The sequence below is a fragment of the Mesorhizobium sp. M0037 genome, assembly GCF_040323635.1.
GTDB lineage: Bacteria > Pseudomonadota > Alphaproteobacteria > Rhizobiales > Rhizobiaceae > Mesorhizobium.
The window spans coordinates 11,890-27,250 of the sequence record NZ_JAMYVB010000003.1 but is presented as its reverse complement, the minus strand read 5'-3'; the positions used below and the strand labels follow the sequence as shown (position 1 = coordinate 27,250).

The window sequence follows — 15,361 nt, the reverse complement described above, 5'->3', positions numbered from 1 at the left end:
CGCGATGAACCAGCAATCGATCCATGACCGGATAATTTCCCGCAACCAGGGAAAGGATGCTGTCCGGGTCGGCATCGAAGACCGGAGCAGACCGCAACGAAACCGCGCGAGGACCGCTGTCTTCTCGTTGCTCGCCATTGCCGTCGTCGCCACGGCCGGCTTCGCGGCCATGCGCTACGACCTGCTCCACAATTTACTGCCGCAGCCGGCGGTCGCGGAGACCAACCAGCCCAATCCGGCCCTGGCCGAGACGCCATTTCTGCAACACGCCAAAGAGGCAGGCTTGCAGTCTTGTTCCAACATTTTCCCAGCCCTTGGGCAGATGCTGACGACCGGCACGACGTACAGCGTCCAGTCGATCTGGAACAACGAGGCCCCCGACAAACACCTCGTGGAAGCCTTGGTCGGCATGAACTACGCTACACAGGGCTACAGCGGCCCGGCGGCAGGTCTGGTGTTCGCGGCACCCACCGCATCCGTTTGCGAAGGTACGATGGTCAGGGTGGCGCCATTCGCGGCCAATTGCGCCGATGTTCCGGCCCTGCTTCCGAAAGACAGCAAGCTCGCCAACAATCTTGGACAAATCAGCGTCTATGAACTGGCCAATGGAGGGGGCAACGCGATGCTGCTGCCAACCGGCAACAGCTGCGTCGTCATTTCCGTGGCCTCGGCAGCAGGTAAACAAGGAGGCGTACAATGAGGGTGAATTCCGCCATTGCGGCGATCGGCATGCTGTTGCTTTGCGCCGGGCGGCTGGGCGCGGCGGACCTAGCCCCGGCGGCGGACGTGCCCGAGCCGCCGGCCCAGGAGGAGAGAGGCATCTGGGCGGCGATCGCCTATTCGAGCCCCGACGAGAAGCACGGCTTCTTTTGGGGCGCCGACAAGCGGCAGGAGGCGATGGACATCGCGCTGAAGCATTGCCAGAACGCCGGCGGCGGCAGCTGCGCCGTGGTCAGCGTATTCCGCAATCATCGCCATTGGGACGATGACGACAATACCGGCTTTCCCTACAAGCATTGCGGCGCCCTCGCCGTAGGCGAGAAGCCGGAAGGGCGGCTGACCAGTTGGGGCGCCGAGACGGCGCAAACACGCCGGGATGCCGAAGACCTGACACTGCAGGCGTGCGAGCGGAACGGACAAAAATGCAAGATCCGCGAGTGGGTGTGCACATGACGCATCAGAGCGAAGCAGCGGAACGCCAATCGAGGCGCATGTTTGCACTCAGCGTAGCGCCGTGCTCAAGCGGGGTCAGCCCTTCGCCGTGATGCGCATCGACGGTATGCGACACCGGCTCGAAGCAGAAGAAATCCGCATCAATCGACGGCGAATAGAGGATAAAGACGTCGAGCGGCGGCGAGGCCGTGAGCGAGATGGCGATCCTGTCCTCGGGCCGGGTGATCCTGGCGCGGCGGTCCCAGCCGTCGAAGGCGTTGTTGACCCAGCTTCGCGGCAGCAGGGAGGCGTTCGAGAAATTCCACGCGGGGTAATCGGCCACCGGCGCCAGGCCGACCGGCAGATGATGCTTGTCCTCCAGCCAGACCCGCGCCGCCTTCGCCTCGAGCGTCGTTCCGGCGCTGCGCGGGAACCAGGGATGAAAACCGAGTCCGTAAGGCAGGCGAATGCCGGTGCGATTCTCCACGGTGAGCGTGGCATCCAGGGCTCCGTCATGCAGCGCATAGGCGACCCGCGCCGTATATCGGTAGGGGCCGATTTCACCGGCGTCGAGGACCAGTTCAGCCTCGGTGGCGCTATGGCTGGCAATCCGCCACTCCCTCTGGAAGCCGTCGCCATGGATTGGAAAGGCCTCCCCCGGCACGTTCGGCTCGACCGCATGGAAGCGGCCGTCGAAGGCGAAACCGCCGCCTGAGATGCGGTTCGACCAGGGAACCAGAAGCTGGCAGCCGGAGGCGCCGGTGCCATCGTCGGGGCGGAGCAGCGGCACCGTTGCGCCGCAGACCAGTGCGTCGAAGCGGGCGATCGCCGCGCCCTTTTGCGGCGCCAGGACCAGACGGGCGCGGTCGTCGCGCAGTTCCAGGAGGCCGGCCATCCCTTACCAACCGCCGTCGATGGCGATGTTCTGGCCGCTGATCATGTCCGAGGTGGGCTGGCCGACACTTTTACCGCCCCCTGGACAGGCTGCCCAGAATCCCGCGCACGATCGCGCGGCCGACCGACGAGCCGACCGAGCGCACCACCGCTTTGATCGCGGCTTCGGCCACCGTCTGGCGGTTGGACGGCCGCGGCGCCGGGGCGCGGCGACCGCCTGATTGCTGCGGCGGCGGATCGTCATTGCCGAAGCCCGGAATGGTCCAGCGCGAGCGCCCGCTGTCGGCCTGCTGCGCCTGCTCGTCCTGCGCATCCCTGGCTTTCTTCTGCAGCATCTCGAAGGCCGATTCGCGGTCGATGGTCTGGTCGTACTGGCCGGCGACCGGGCTCTGGTCGATCAGCTTGCGGCGCTCGTCCGCTGTGATCGGGCCAAGCCTAGACGATGGCGGCCGGATCAATGTCCGCTGCACCATGGACGGCACGCCCTTGACCTCCAGCGTCGAGACCAGCGCCTCGCCGGTGCCGAGCTGGGTGATGGCGGTGGCGCAGTCGAAATCGGGATTGGGCCGGAAGGTGTCGGCGGCGGTCTTGACCGCCTGCTGCTCACGCGGCGTATAGGCGCGCAGCGCGTGCTGCACACGGTTGCCGAGCTGGGCGAGAACCTTTTCAGGGATGTCCAAAGGGTTCTGCGTGACGAAATAGACACCGACGCCTTTCGAACGGATCAAGCGAACCACCTGCTCGACGCGGTCGATCAGCACCTTCGGCGCATCGTCGAAAAGCAGATGCGCCTCGTCGAAGAAGAACACCAGCTTCGGCATTTCGGGATCGCCGACCTCGGGCAATTCCTCGAACAGCTCCGACATCAGCCAGAGCAGGAAGGTGGCGTAGAGCCTGGGGTTCATCATCAATCTGTCGGCAGCGAGCACGCTGATGGCGCCGCGGCCGTCGCGGGTGGTGCGCATGATGTCGGCGATGCGCAAAGCCGGTTCGCCGAAGAAATGCGCCGCGCCCTGCTGTTCCAGCACCAGAAGCGTGCGCTGGATTGCGCCGACCGACGGCTTGGTGACATTGCCGTAGCGCGAGCTGATCTCGTCGGCGCGCGCTGCGATGTTGGCCAGCAGTGCTTGCAGATCCTTCATGTCGAGCAGCAGCAGGCCATCCTCATCGGCGATGCGGAAGGCGATGTTCATGATGCCTTCCTGCGGTTCGGAGAGGTTCATCAGCCGCGACAGAAGCAGCGGCCCCATTTCCGAGACGGTGGCGCGGATCGGATGGCCCTGCTCGCCGAACAGGTCCCAGAAGATGACCGGGAATTCCTGGAAGTCGTAAGGGTCGAGCTTGACCTGCTCGGCCCGCTTGACCAGGAAATCCTGCGCCTTGCCCATCATGGCAATGCCGGACAGGTCGCCCTTGATATCGGCGCAGAACACAGGCACGCCGGCATTGGAAAACCCCTCGGCCAGGATCTGCAGGCTGACTGTCTTGCCGGTGCCGGTGGCGCCGGTGATCAGGCCATGGCGGTTCCCATATTGCAGCAAGAGCTGTTCGGCGCGCTGATAGCTGTCGTCGGGCTTGCGGCTGGCGCCGAGGAAAATGCTGGTGTCGTCAGCCATATGACCATGTCTCCGCAAACTGATGTGTTAAAAGCCTGTGGCCGTGCCGCAGGGTATAGTCAGGCCATTGCGCAGCGACAATGCTATTCTCCAATTGGGCTATCCATCCAGTTGGCTATTCATCCAGATTGGGCCAATCGTCTAAATTGAACCAATCCTCCAAATCGGTTTTTTGGAACTTGCGGATTTTGCCGCTGTTTGGCAATCGTTCCATGGTTCGTCCACGCAGGCTGCCCTATGTCAGGGAAGCGAATCCCAACCGCGCAAGCGCATTGCATTGCGATATCTGGCAGGGAACCGTAGACTGGACGGCTGACGCTGGTGCGGCCGCATAAAAACGAGGAACATGGATGGGCGCCGGAGCCTTGACCAGGAGCATCGAACCCGCTGACGTCGAGCGCCAGCGTTGGCTGGCCTTGGCCGAAAAGGCGCTCGCCGGCGCCTCCTTCGAGGAAAAACTGGTCTCGCATACCGACGATCAGATTCGCATCGAACCGCTCTACGATCGCGCCGCCGGCGCCGAGCCGCTTGTGCGCGCCAACCCCAAATTGCCCTGGATCGTCAGCCAGCGCATTGACGATCCCGATATCGGCCGCGCCAAGGCGCAGGCCCTGGACGATGTGGCACAAGGCGCGACGGGATTGTCGCTTGTCTTCGAGGGTGCTCCGAATGCGTTCGGCTATGGCCTGCCAAGGACGGCGCAGGCGCTGGAAACGGTGCTGGATGGCGTACCGCTCAACCGCACGCAGATCCGCATCGACGCCCATCCCTGGAGCCGTGCCGTCGCCGACTGGCTGGTGGCGTTCCTGAGCAAGCGCCGCTCCGACCCGGCAAAGCTGAACCTCTCCTTCGGCATCGACCCGGCGGCAATCTTTGCCGGAACCGGCCGGCTGCGCATGTCGATCGAGGCGTTGCAGGCATCGATGCCGCAATCGCTGGCGCATTTCTTCTCGCTGGGCGTGCCGGGTGTGCTGCTGGAGGCCGACGGGCGGGTGTTCCACAATGCCGGCGCCACGGAAGCGCAGGAACTCGGCACCATGCTCGCTTCCGCCGTGTCATACCTCAGGATGTTCGAGGATGCGCGCCAGCCGCTTGTCTATGCCGCTCCCCATATCGGCTTTGCGCTGAGCGTCGACCAGGACCAGTTCCTGTCGATGGCCAAGGTCCGGGCCTTGCGCAGGCTGTGGGCGCGCATCCAGGAAACCTGTTCCATCCCGGCATCGACAGCCAACATCCATGCCGAGACGTCGTTCCGCATGATGACGGCGGCGGATCCCGAAAGCAACATCCTGCGCACCACCATCGCCAGCTTTGCAGCGGCAGCAGGCGGCGCGGACTCGATCTCCATCCTGCCACACACCATCGCCCTCGGGCTGCCGGCCGGCTTTGCCCGCCGCATCGCCCGCAATGCGCAGTTGATCATGGCCAATGAAAGCCATATCGACCATGTCGCCGACCCAGCATTTGGGTCGGGCGCAGTCGAGGCGCTGACCCTGGGCCTGTGCGAAGCGGCGTGGGAAGAGTTCCAGCGGATCGAAGCGGAAGGCGGCGTTCTGGCAAGCCTGCAGCAAGGGCATATCCAGAAGCGCGTCAAGGCAGCATCCGAGCGCCGCGCCGAGGCCTACCGGTCGGGTGAACGGGCAATCATCGGCACCACGCTTTACCCGCTGAAAAACGATGCCCCGGTCGAGACGCTGGCGGCTGAGCGGCGGCCGCCTTTCACAGAGGGCGTGGCGGTGTGCGAGGCGCTGTTTCCGGTCCGCATCGACCAGGCAATCGGAGCCGCACAGTGATCCCGGATTTCAGCCACATTGGCTGGTCGGCGCCACGGCGCGCGCCGGTCGAGGTCAAGGGCCAGCGGCTGACGCCGGAAGGTATTGCCGTCAAGCATCTCTACAGCCAGGGCGATCTCAAGGGGCTGCCGCATCTCGACACCTATCCGGGAATGCCGCCCTTCGTGCGCGGTCCCTACCCGACCATGTATGTCCAGCAGCCGTGGACGATCCGGCAATATGCCGGCTTCTCGACGGCCGAGGAATCCAACGCCTTCTACCGGCGCAATCTCGCCGCCGGCCAAAAGGGCCTTTCGGTCGCTTTCGATCTGCCCACCCATCGCGGCTATGACAGCGACCATCCGCGCGTTGCCGGCGATGTCGGCATGGCGGGCGTGGCCATCGATTCCATCCTCGACATGCGGCAATTGTTCGACGGCATTCCGCTGGGCGAGATGACGGTGTCGATGACCATGAACGGCGCGGTGCTGCCGATCATGGCGCTCTATATCGTCGCGGCCGAAGAACAGGGCGTTGCTCAGAAGGATCTCGCCGGCACCATTCAGAACGACATTCTGAAGGAGTTCATGGTCCGCAACACCTACATCTATCCGCCGAAGCCCTCGATGCGGATCGTGTCTGACATCTTCTCCTATACCTCCCAGCACATGCCGAAGTTCAATTCGATCTCGATCTCCGGCTATCACATGCAGGAGGCCGGCGCGACCGCGGACCTGGAGCTCGCCTACACCATCGCCGACGGCATCGAATATGCCCGCGCCGGCGTCGCCGCCGGGCTCGATATCGACCGTTTCGCCCCGCGGCTTTCCTTCTTCTGGGCGATCGGCATGAACTTCTTCATGGAGATCGCCAAGCTCCGCGCGGCGCGCCTGCTGTGGGCGACCCTGATGCAGAAGAATTTTGCACCGAAGGATGAACGCTCGCTGTCGCTGCGCACCCATTGCCAGACCTCCGGCTGGTCGCTGACGGCGCAGGACCCCTACAACAACATCACCCGCACCATGATCGAGGCGATGGCGGCGACGCAGGGACATACCCAGTCGCTGCACACCAACTCGTTCGACGAGGCGATGGCGCTGCCGACCGACCACTCGGCCCGCATCGCCCGCAACACGCAGCTGATCCTGCAAAAGGAATCCGGCACCACCCGCATCATCGATCCGTGGGGCGGCTCGGCCTATATCGAACGGCTGACGCACGATCTGGCGGCGCGTGCGCTCGCCCATATCGAAGAGGTCGAGGCGCTTGGCGGCATGGCGGCGGCAACCGAACAGGGCATTCCAAAACTGCGCATCGAGGAAGCGGCGGCGCGCACGCAGGCGCGTATCGATTCCGGCGAGCAGATACTGGTTGGCGTAAACGCGCATCGCCCCGAGAACGACATCGACGTCGACGTGCTGAAGATCGACAATGCCGAGGTCAAGGCCCGACAGTTGTCGAAGCTGCAGAACCTCAAAGGCACGCGCAATGTCGGCGCGGTCGAGAGCGCGCTCGATGCGCTGACCCGCGCTGCGCAGGGTAACGGAAACCTGCTGGAATTTGCCATCCGCGCCGCGCGCGCCTATGCCACGGTCGGCGAGATCTCGCTGGCGCTGGAAAAGGTCTTTGGCCGTCACGTCGCCTCGGTGCAAACGATCTCCGGCGTTTATCGCAATGCGCTTGGCGACAATCTGACGGTCGGCCGATTGCTGGAGAAGCTCGAAGCTTTCGAGAAGAAGTCCGGCGGCAAGCCGCGCATCCTGGTCGCAAAGATGGGACAGGACGGCCACGACCGTGGCCAGAAGGTGATCGCCACGGCCTTCGCCGATCTCGGCTTCGACGTGACGGTCGGCGCGATGTTCCAGACACCCGACGAGATCGCCAGGCTGGCGGTGGCGCAGGACGTCCATGTCATCGGCGCCTCGTCGCTGGCGGCGGGGCACCTGACACTGATCCCCGAATTGCGCGATGCGCTGAAGAAACTCGGCCACCCCGACATGCTGATCGTCGTCGGCGGCGTCATCCCGCCGCAGGATTACGGCGCAGTGCTGGAAGCGGGTGCCGCGGAAATCTTCCCGCCAGGGACGGTTATCCCGGAGGCTGCGGATCGGTTGCTGGACCGGCTGCTGGCGAGCTGATTGAAACAGTTGCACTGCTTATCAAAGTTGCGTTACAATATCGGGCGCAACCTATGGTATAGCTATGAACACCATCATTCACGGACTTGAGGACGGATCGGGCGTTGTAATCCTGCCGCGGGAAACGCTCGACAGCTTGAGCCTGCAAGTGGGCGATGAACTCCAGATCATCGAAACCACGACGGCATCATCCTAAGGCCGGTGCGGTGTGACGACGTCGAACGGCAAATACGTGCTGCTCGCGATGTCATGGACAAGTATGAGCCCGCGTTGCGAAAGCTGGCTGTGCAAATAGGGTGAGCTGGCGTCAGGCGTCCGACAGCTTGACAATTTCCCATTCCTTGCCGTTGACGCTTGCGACGTCGCCGACCTTCTTGCCGAACAGCGCCACGGCCATTGGCGAGACGTGTGAGATGCTGCCCTTTGAGGGGTCGGCCTCGTCCTCGCCGACGATCTTCCAGTGCACTTTCTTGCCGTCATCGCTTTCCAGCGTGACACCCATGCCGAAGCGCACCTGGTCGCTGCCCGGTTCCGGCACGGAAAGCTCGGCGCTTTCGCGGCGCGCTGTCCAGTAGCGCAGGTCGCGCGAGACGACGGCAATGCGCTCGCGATCGGCTTTTCGCTCGGCTTTCGCCAAAATGTCGCGCAGATCGGCCAGATTGTCCTCGATCATCGCCAGGCCGCGCTCCGTCACCAGATTGCGGTGTTGGCTGATCGGCCGCTCGCCGATGCCGGCAATGGCGTTTTCGCTGTCTTCCTCGCGGGTGAAAGCCCTGCTCATCGGATAAACTTAGGCCCGCTTCGGCGACTGTACAAGCCACTTGGCGGACCCGGTCATTGGTCGGACTATCGCCGAGCGGAGACCTATGCGGCTGGCCCAATTCCTGCGAAGAACCATTTCATCGCAGGGATCTGTGCCGATGTTGAACAGACGAACGCTTCTCAAGGGGACTGTCGGCTTTGCGGTGCTCGGCGTTTCGCTGGACAACGCCTTGGCGAAGACGGCAGCGCTTGGCTCGATCAATGCCGCCGAGCTTGGCGTGGAGCCGGACGCACCGGACGACCAGAGCAAGGCCTTCGCCACGATGCTAGCCGAGGCAAGCCAGCGCAATGCGCCGGTGTTCCTGCCGCCGGGCACCTATGTCGTGTCCAACCTGACCCTGCCCGCCCGCGTCAGGCTTTCGGGCGTGCCGGGCGCCTCGCGCATCCTCTATGGCGGCAATGGCAATTTGCTGACGGCCGAACAGGCCGAGCATATAGAGTTCACCGCATTGGTCTTCGACGGCGCCAACGGCGGGTTGGCCGACGATGCGCAAGGCCTGCTCGACCTGCGCCGCGTCGCCCATCTCGTCATCGACAATTGCACGATCACCGGCAGCTGCAAGCATGGGCTGGCGCTGGAGCATGCGTCGGGCCGCGTCGAGCGCTCCGAGATTTCGGGGGCTGCGGACGCCGGCATCTACTCCGTCGAGGCCGCTGGCCTGGCGATATCCGATAATGCCGTATCCGACTGCGGCAATGGCGGCATTCTTGTCCATCGCTGGCAGCAGGCCGAGGACGGCACGATCGTCAGCGGCAACCGCGTGCAGCGGATCGGCGCGCGCAGCGGCGGCACCGGGCAGAACGGCAATGGCATCAACGCATTCCGTGCCGGCAATGTCTCCGTCACCGGCAACATCGTCTCGGACTGCGCCTTCTCGGCGGTCCGCGCCAACAGTTCAAGCAATCTGCAGATGACCGGGAACACCTGCTCGCGGTCGGGCGAAACCGCGCTCTATTCCGAATTCTCCTTCGAAGGCGCCATCATCGGCAACAACATCGTCGATGGTGCCGCTAACGGCATCTCGATCGTCAATTTCAACGAGGGCGGCCGTATGGGTGTCTGCTCGAACAACATCGTGCTCAACCTCTCGACCACCGGCCCCTACCCCGCCGACGCGCCGGGCTTCGGCGTCGGTATCAGCGTCGAGGCCGACACCACCGTCTCGGGCAATGTCATCGAGAACGCGCCGCTCTACGGCATGCAGATCGGCTGGGGCGCCTATATGCGCAATGTTGTGGCGACGGGAAACATCATTCGTCAGGCCGGAACCGGCATCGCCGTCACTGTGGTCGAGGGCGCTGGGAACGCCATCATCTCCGACAACGTCATCGACGGCGCCGAGAACGGCGCCATCATCGGCCAGCGCTGGGCCGAACGGGCGACCGGCGACCTCGCGCGGTCGAGCGATAGCGGCTATGCGCACCTGACGGTCGAGCGAAACAGGGTCAGCTGAGCGTCGTCGTCGGCCGCAGCGAGCCGACCTTGGCGCCGATGCGGCTTTCGATCGGCGGATTGGCCCGCTCCAGAAGGTTCGCCGCCAGTGCGCCGTCGGCGCTGAGAAGTTTTGCCAGCACAGCAGCAATCATCACCTCGGCGGCGCGGCCGGCGCCGTCATCACATTTCAGCGCGATGCCGAGGCCAAGCTCCGGAACGGCAGCGCAATAGACGCCTTCGGCGCCCGTCTTGACGAAGATGCGGCCGGGCGCGGCCTGCATCAGCGCCACATCGGCCTTGCCGGTGCCGGCGACCAGGAAAGGCTCGGCCATGCAGGCAGACAGCAGGCGTTTGGCCGCCTTGGCACGCTCAGGGCCAAAGCTCCTGCCCGTAGCCATGCGGGCAAAGCCAAGGGCAAAACTTTTCAGCGGCACGGCATAGGTGGGGATCGAGCAGCCATCGGTTGCCCGGTGATCCGCATCGTGGGCAGCGCCGGTCACCGCCTGCATGGCGTCGCGCACCATCTCCTGCAAACCATGGCCTGCCTTGACGTAGCCTTGGTGGGCAATCCGTGAGTGCACGCAGGTGCAGAGAAATCCGGAATGCTTGCCCGAGCAATTGTTGTGCAGTGCGTTCGGCGAGACGCCTGTGCGGGCCAGTGCGATCGTCGCGTCGTGGCTCGACGGCCAATGCGCGCCGCATTCCAGCGCCGACTTGTCGAGGTCGGCCTTGGCCAGCATCGCCTGCGCCAGTTCGACATGCGCGGGTTCGCCTGAATGTGAAGCGCAGGCCAGCGCCAGTTCGCGGTCGCCGAAGCCATAGGCATCGGCGGCACCCGTTTCGACCAGCGGCAGCGCCTGGATCGCCTTGACCGCCGAGCGCGGAAACACCGGCCGCGCCGTATCGCCGATCTCCAGGACAGGCTTGCCGTCACCGTCAAAGATTGCGACAGCGCCGCGATGGGCGCTCTCGACGATCGCGCCGCGCAAGACTTCGACCAGAACCGGATTTGTCATCACCACCCCGAAAAATACGGGCCGCTTCTACCTGATCCGGTCGAGGATGGAAACGTAGTTGGCGACGGCAGCGCCACCCATGTTGAAGATGCCGCCAAGCTTTGCGTCCGGCACCTGGATGCCGCCTGCTTCGCCGGTCAACTGCATGGCGGTCAGCACATGCATCGACACACCGGTGGCGCCGATCGGATGGCCCTTGGCCTTCAGCCCGCCCGAAGGGTTGACCGGCAGCCTGCCGTCTTTTGCAGTCGTGCCGTCTAGCGCCAGCCTGCCGCCCTCGCCCGGCTTGGCTAGGCCCATCGCCTCATATTCGATCAGCTCGGCAATGGTGAAGCAGTCATGCGTCTCGACGAAGGAGAGGTCGTCGAGCGTCACGCCGGCCTTCTTCAAAGCCTGGTTCCAGGCTTGCTCGCAGCCTTCGAAGGACAGGATGTCACGCTTCGACATCGGCAGGAAATCCTGGACATGCTCGTTGGCGCGGAAGGCGACGGCGCGGCGCATCTTCAGCGCCGTCGAGGTGTCGGTGAGCACAAGAGCGGCGGCGCCATCGGAAACCAGGGAGCAATCGGTGCGCTTCAGCGGACCGGCGACGAAGGGGTTCTTCTCGCTTTCCTGGCGGCAGAATTCGTAACCGAAATCCTTACGCATCTGCGCGTACGGATTGTCGACGCCGTTCTTGTGGTTCTTGGCGGCGATCATCGCCAGCGCGTCCGACTGGTCGCCATAACGCTGGAAATAGGCCTGCGCGATCTTGCCGAAGACGCCAGCGAAACCGGCCGGCGTGTCGCCCTCCTCCGGCAGATAGGAAGCCTTGAGCAGGTTCTTGCCGATCTCGGGGCCGGGGGTCGTCGTCATCTGCTCGGCACCGACCACCAGCACGATGCGGGCGGCATTGGCGTCGATGGCGCGGATGCCTTGGCGGACCGCTGCCGAACCCGTGGCGCAGGCGTTCTCGACCCGCGTCGCCGGCTTGAAGCGCAGCCGGTCATCGGCCTGCAGCACCAGGCTGGCGGTAAAATCCTGAGGGGAGAAGCCGGCGTTGAAATGGCCGAGCACGATCTCGTCGACCTCGTCCGGGCCAATGCCGGCATGGTCGAGCGCGTCGACCGCGACCTTTGTGATCAGGCCCTCGAGCGTCTGGGCTTCAAGCTTGCCGAAGCGCGAATGCGCCCAGCCGACGATGCATGCGGTCATGGCAACCGCCGTTCGCCGCAAGCCTAACATGTCATAGCGCGGCATCAGCCTCTAATATTGTTCAACAGTGAACCGTTTTCCAGTCCAAGGGATGGGCCAGAGCGACACGATCGGTTGATCCGAGCGCGAGTTTTTTATTGATTGATCCGTCAATAAAAAATAATCTCGGTTTTGATCTGGATCTCCCCAATGCCGAAAGTCGGAATGGAACCGTTGCGCCGCAAGGCGCTCATCGACGCGACGATCTCGGCGATCGGCGAGCGCGGCTCGCTTGATGTGACCATGTCGGAGATCGCCGGACGGGCGGGCGTGTCGTCGGCCCTTGCCCACCACTATTTCGGCGCCAAGGACGAACTGCTGCTGGCGACGATGCGGCACATACTGGCCGAACTGACCATCGACATGCGGCGCGCCCTGCAATCCGCCGGCTCGCCGCGCGAACGCGTCTCGGCGGTGGTCGCCGTCAACTTCTCCGACATCCAGTTCCGGCCGGAAACCATCGCGGCCTGGCTCGCCTTTTATGTCGAGGCACAGAAATCATCGGCCCTGCGCCGGCTGCTCAGGGTCTATGCGCGGCGGCTGCACTCGAACCTGATGAGCGGACTGACCGGCATACTGCCGCGCAACGAGGCCGACCGCGCGGCGGAAGCGGTCGCGGCGATGATCGACGGGCTGTACATCAGGCGCGCGCTGAAGGACGGCGTGCCGGATGCTCAAACCGCGATCGCGCTGGTCGAAGATTATCTCGAAATCAAACTCGGCGGGCGACAGACACAGTGACAGCCTCAGTGATATCAAGGCGACCCAACATCCTGATCGTCATGGTCGATCAGCTCAACGGCACGCTGTTTGCGGACGGGCCGGCGGACTTCCTGCATGTGCCGCATCTCAAGGCGCTGGCCGCACGCTCGGCGCGCTTCGGCAACAACTACACGGCCTCGCCGCTTTGCGCGCCGGGCCGCGCCGCTTTCATGAGCGGGCAATTGCCGTCGCGCACCCAGGTCTATGACAACGCCGCCGAATTCGCTTCCTCGATCCCGACCTATGCGCATCATCTGCGCAGCGCCGGCTACTACACCTGCCTGTCGGGCAAGATGCATTTCGTCGGGCCGGACCAGTTGCACGGTTTCGAGGAGCGGCTAACCACCGACATCTATCCCGCCGATTTCGGCTGGACGCCGGATTACCGCAAGCCCGGCGAGCGCATCGACTGGTGGTATCACAATCTGGGCTCGGTCACCGGCGCCGGCGTTGCCGAGATCACCAACCAGATGGAGTATGACGACGAGGTCGCCTTCCACGCGGTGCAAAAACTCTACGATCTTGCCCGCACCTCCGAGGACGAGGCCAGCCGGCCCTGGTGCCTGACGGTTTCCTTCACCCACCCGCACGACCCCTATGTCGCACGGCGGCAATATTGGGATCTCTATGAAGACTGTCCGGCGCTTGAGCCGGAGGTGGGATTCATCCCCTATGCCCATCAGGACCCGCATTCGCAACGGCTTTACCGGGCCAGCGACTACGACAGTTTCAACATCACGCCGGAGCAGATCCGCCGCTCGCGGCGCGGCTACTACGCCAACATCTCCTATCTCGACGACAAGGTCGGCGAGTTGATGTCAGTGCTGGAGCGAACGCGCATGCTGGACGACACCATCATCCTGTTCTGCTCCGACCATGGCGACATGCTTGGCGAGCGCGGCCTGTGGTTCAAGATGAATTTTTTCGAGGGCTCGGCGCGAGTACCTTTGATGATCGCCGGCAAAGGCATTCCTGCAGGGCTGATCGAGGCGCCGGTCTCCAACCTCGACGTGACGCCGACATTGTGCGATCTCGCCGGCATCGACATCTCCGCGATCGCACCGTGGACCGATGGCCAGTCGCTGCTGCCGTTGCTTGATGGCGGACAGCGCACCGCGCCGGTGCTGATGGAATATGCCGCCGAGGGCTCCAACGCGCCGTTGGTGGCGATCCGCGACGGCCGCTACAAATTCATCCATTGCGAGATCGACCCGCCGCTTCTGTTCGATCTCGAAGCCGATCCGCAAGAACGCACCAATCTTGCCGCCGATCCGGCGCATGCCGATCTGGTGGCCGCCTTCACAGGAGCAGTGCGGGCGCGCTGGGACATGGCGGCCTTCGATGCCGCGGTGCGCGTCAGCCAGGCGCGGCGCTGGGTGGTTTATCCCGCGCTGCGCAACGGCACGCATTACCCCTGGGAGTTCCAGCCACTGCAGAAGGCGTCGGAACGCTACATGCGCAACCACATGAACCTCGACAATCTCGAGGAACAGAAACGCTTTCCGCGAGGCGAATGATGACAATTGTCCCCTCCCTCGAGCACCTCAGACAGGCCTATGCCGTGACGTCGAAGGCGACGCAGATCACGCCTTTGCTGGAATCGACAGCCTTGGCCAAGGAGACGGGTGCGGCCCGCGTCTTCATCAAACCGGAATCGCTGCAATGGGCGGGATCGTTCAAGGTGCGCGGGGCCTATTGGCGGTTGAAGCGGCTGTCGCCGGATGAGGCCAGAAAAGGCGTCGTCGCCTACTCCTCCGGCAATTTCGCGCAAGGGTTGGCGGCTGCCGGCCAGGCGCTCGGCATTCCCGTCACCATCGTCATGCCGATCGACGCGCCGGCCGCCAAGCGCGATGCGACCGCAGGTTATGGCGCGCGCGTCGTGCTGACCGATCATGGCGAGCGCGCCCGTGAAGAGGTCGCAGCCGCCAAGGCCCGCGAGATTGCCGAGACCGAAGGGCTGGCGTTGCTGCATCCATTCGACGATCCGGAGATCGTTGCCGGCCAGGCCGGCGCCGGGCTCGAAGCGCTCGAACAACTCGAGGCAAAGGACGCCAGTGCCGACCTTCTGTTCTGCTCAGTCGGCGGCGGCGGACTGATCGGCGGCATGTCGCTCGCCTTCCACTATCTGTCGCCAGCAACCGAGATCATCGGCGTCGAGCCGGAAGGCTTCAACGGCATGGGTGCATCGCTAGCGCATGGCGCCATCGAGACCATGCCGATCGCGCCGAAATCGATTTGCGACGGGCTGATGTCGCGGCGGCCGGGCGACGCGCCGTTCGCGGCGGTCAAGACCGCCGGCGTGCGCGGCATCACCGTCGACGACCAATCGGTTAGGCGGGCAATGAAGATCGCCTTCGAACGGATGAAGCTGGTGCTCGAGCCGTCAGGCGCCGCCTCTCTGGCGGCGCTGCTCGGCGGCAAGGTGGATGTGGCGGGTAAAACGGTCCTGGTCATGGCTACCGGCGGCAATGTCTCGCTCGCCGATTTTATTTCGCATATGAACGATGGGCGCATGTGAACC

General features: G+C 64.1%; 14 protein-coding genes. 9 read left to right on the top strand and 5 right to left on the bottom strand.

Annotation, left to right across the window (positions count from 1 at the left end; genetic code table 11):
- Positions 1–4 precede the first annotated feature (4 nt).
- Both NKJ78_RS07035 and NKJ78_RS07030 read left to right on the top strand, forming a co-directional pair.
- Positions 5–700 (top strand): hypothetical protein, encoded by a 696-nt coding sequence (locus tag NKJ78_RS07035; RefSeq protein ID WP_352562404.1) that lies wholly within the window; start codon positions 5–7, stop codon positions 698–700.
- Positions 697–1,173, top strand: a complete 477-nt coding sequence (locus NKJ78_RS07030) for a DUF4189 domain-containing protein (protein WP_023687219.1) — start codon at positions 697–699, stop codon at positions 1,171–1,173. The genes NKJ78_RS07035 and NKJ78_RS07030 overlap by 4 nt, the downstream gene beginning before the upstream one ends.
- Positions 1,174–1,177: 4 nt before the next feature.
- Here NKJ78_RS07030 and NKJ78_RS07025 read toward each other — a convergent pair whose 3' ends face one another.
- Positions 1,178–2,047 (bottom strand): aldose 1-epimerase, encoded by an 870-nt coding sequence (locus NKJ78_RS07025; RefSeq protein WP_023684562.1) that lies wholly within the window; start codon positions 2,045–2,047, stop codon positions 1,178–1,180.
- A gap of 70 nt (positions 2,048–2,117) precedes the next feature.
- Complete coding sequence (locus NKJ78_RS07020; RefSeq protein WP_352459673.1) at positions 2,118–3,662, bottom strand: helicase HerA-like C-terminal domain-containing protein; 1,545 nt, start codon at positions 3,660–3,662, stop codon at positions 2,118–2,120.
- A 350-nt stretch (positions 3,663–4,012) separates the two neighbouring features.
- Here NKJ78_RS07020 and NKJ78_RS07015 point away from each other — a divergent pair, with 350 nt between their 5' ends.
- From NKJ78_RS07015 to NKJ78_RS07005, 3 genes are all read left to right on the top strand, one after another.
- Entirely contained in the window at positions 4,013–5,455 is a 1,443-nt protein-coding gene (locus tag NKJ78_RS07015) for a methylmalonyl-CoA mutase subunit beta (protein WP_352459674.1), read from the top strand.
- Positions 5,452–7,572, top strand: a complete 2,121-nt coding sequence (gene scpA, locus NKJ78_RS07010) for a methylmalonyl-CoA mutase (protein WP_352459675.1) — start codon at positions 5,452–5,454, stop codon at positions 7,570–7,572. Before NKJ78_RS07015 ends, scpA begins: the two co-directional genes overlap by 4 nt.
- A 64-nt stretch (positions 7,573–7,636) precedes the next feature.
- The gene (locus NKJ78_RS07005) at positions 7,637–7,768 is read left to right on the top strand and encodes an AbrB/MazE/SpoVT family DNA-binding domain-containing protein (protein WP_023732052.1); all 132 of its coding nucleotides are present in this window, start codon (positions 7,637–7,639) and stop codon (positions 7,766–7,768) included.
- Positions 7,769–7,879: 111 nt separating this feature from the next.
- On the opposite strand, the gene greA is transcribed toward NKJ78_RS07005, so the two are convergent.
- On the bottom strand, positions 7,880–8,353 hold the full coding sequence (gene greA, locus NKJ78_RS07000; RefSeq protein ID WP_023670749.1) for a transcription elongation factor GreA: 474 nt from the start codon (positions 8,351–8,353) through the stop codon (positions 7,880–7,882).
- Between the two features lie 139 nt (positions 8,354–8,492).
- On the opposite strand from greA, the gene NKJ78_RS06995 reads away from it, so the two are divergent.
- A complete protein-coding gene (locus tag NKJ78_RS06995; RefSeq protein WP_352562403.1) occupies positions 8,493–9,848 on the top strand; it encodes a TIGR03808 family TAT-translocated repetitive protein in 1,356 nt (451 codons plus the stop codon).
- Here NKJ78_RS06995 and NKJ78_RS06990 read toward each other — a convergent pair.
- A complete protein-coding gene (locus tag NKJ78_RS06990; RefSeq protein ID WP_352459677.1) occupies positions 9,841–10,845 on the bottom strand; it encodes an asparaginase in 1,005 nt (334 codons plus the stop codon). The genes NKJ78_RS06995 and NKJ78_RS06990 overlap by 8 nt on opposite strands.
- 27 nt (positions 10,846–10,872) lie before the next feature.
- On the bottom strand, positions 10,873–12,039 hold the full coding sequence (locus NKJ78_RS06985; protein WP_023743714.1) for an acetyl-CoA acetyltransferase: 1,167 nt from the start codon (positions 12,037–12,039) through the stop codon (positions 10,873–10,875).
- Between the two features lie 189 nt (positions 12,040–12,228).
- Here NKJ78_RS06985 and betI point away from each other — a divergent pair, with 189 nt between their 5' ends.
- From betI to NKJ78_RS06970, 3 genes are read left to right on the top strand one after another with little or no spacing between them, the layout of a single operon-like run.
- Positions 12,229–12,819, top strand: a complete 591-nt coding sequence (betI, locus tag NKJ78_RS06980) for a choline-binding transcriptional repressor BetI (protein ID WP_023742680.1) — start codon at positions 12,229–12,231, stop codon at positions 12,817–12,819.
- An 8-nt stretch (positions 12,820–12,827) separates the two neighbouring features.
- Positions 12,828–14,357 (top strand): choline-sulfatase, encoded by a 1,530-nt coding sequence (gene betC / locus NKJ78_RS06975; RefSeq protein WP_023834450.1) that lies wholly within the window; start codon positions 12,828–12,830, stop codon positions 14,355–14,357.
- A complete protein-coding gene (locus NKJ78_RS06970) occupies positions 14,354–15,358 on the top strand; it encodes a threonine/serine dehydratase family protein (protein ID WP_023754820.1) in 1,005 nt (334 codons plus the stop codon). Before betC ends, NKJ78_RS06970 begins: the two co-directional genes overlap by 4 nt.
- Positions 15,359–15,361 lie beyond the last annotated feature (3 nt).

Bases quoted from the DNA above. Each gene is read 5' to 3' on its own strand.
- greA (WP_023670749.1), bottom strand. From the start codon at position 8,353: ATGAGCAGGGCTTTCACCCGCGAGGAAGACAGCGAAAACGCCATTGCC.
- NKJ78_RS07020 (WP_352459673.1), bottom strand. From the start codon at position 3,662: ATGGCTGACGACACCAGCATTTTCCTCGGCGCCAGCCGCAAGCCCGAC.
- NKJ78_RS07005 (WP_023732052.1), top strand. From the start codon at position 7,637: ATGAACACCATCATTCACGGACTTGAGGACGGATCGGGCGTTGTAATC.
- NKJ78_RS06995 (WP_352562403.1), top strand. From the start codon at position 8,493: ATGTTGAACAGACGAACGCTTCTCAAGGGGACTGTCGGCTTTGCGGTG.
- NKJ78_RS07030 (WP_023687219.1), top strand. From the start codon at position 697: ATGAGGGTGAATTCCGCCATTGCGGCGATCGGCATGCTGTTGCTTTGC.
- NKJ78_RS06985 (WP_023743714.1), bottom strand. From the start codon at position 12,039: ATGACCGCATGCATCGTCGGCTGGGCGCATTCGCGCTTCGGCAAGCTT.
- NKJ78_RS06990 (WP_352459677.1), bottom strand. From the start codon at position 10,845: ATGACAAATCCGGTTCTGGTCGAAGTCTTGCGCGGCGCGATCGTCGAG.
- NKJ78_RS06970 (WP_023754820.1), top strand. From the start codon at position 14,354: ATGATGACAATTGTCCCCTCCCTCGAGCACCTCAGACAGGCCTATGCC.
- betI (WP_023742680.1), top strand. From the start codon at position 12,229: ATGCCGAAAGTCGGAATGGAACCGTTGCGCCGCAAGGCGCTCATCGAC.
- NKJ78_RS07015 (WP_352459674.1), top strand. From the start codon at position 4,013: ATGGGCGCCGGAGCCTTGACCAGGAGCATCGAACCCGCTGACGTCGAG.
- NKJ78_RS07025 (WP_023684562.1), bottom strand. From the start codon at position 2,047: ATGGCCGGCCTCCTGGAACTGCGCGACGACCGCGCCCGTCTGGTCCTG.
- NKJ78_RS07035 (WP_352562404.1), top strand. From the start codon at position 5: ATGAACCAGCAATCGATCCATGACCGGATAATTTCCCGCAACCAGGGA.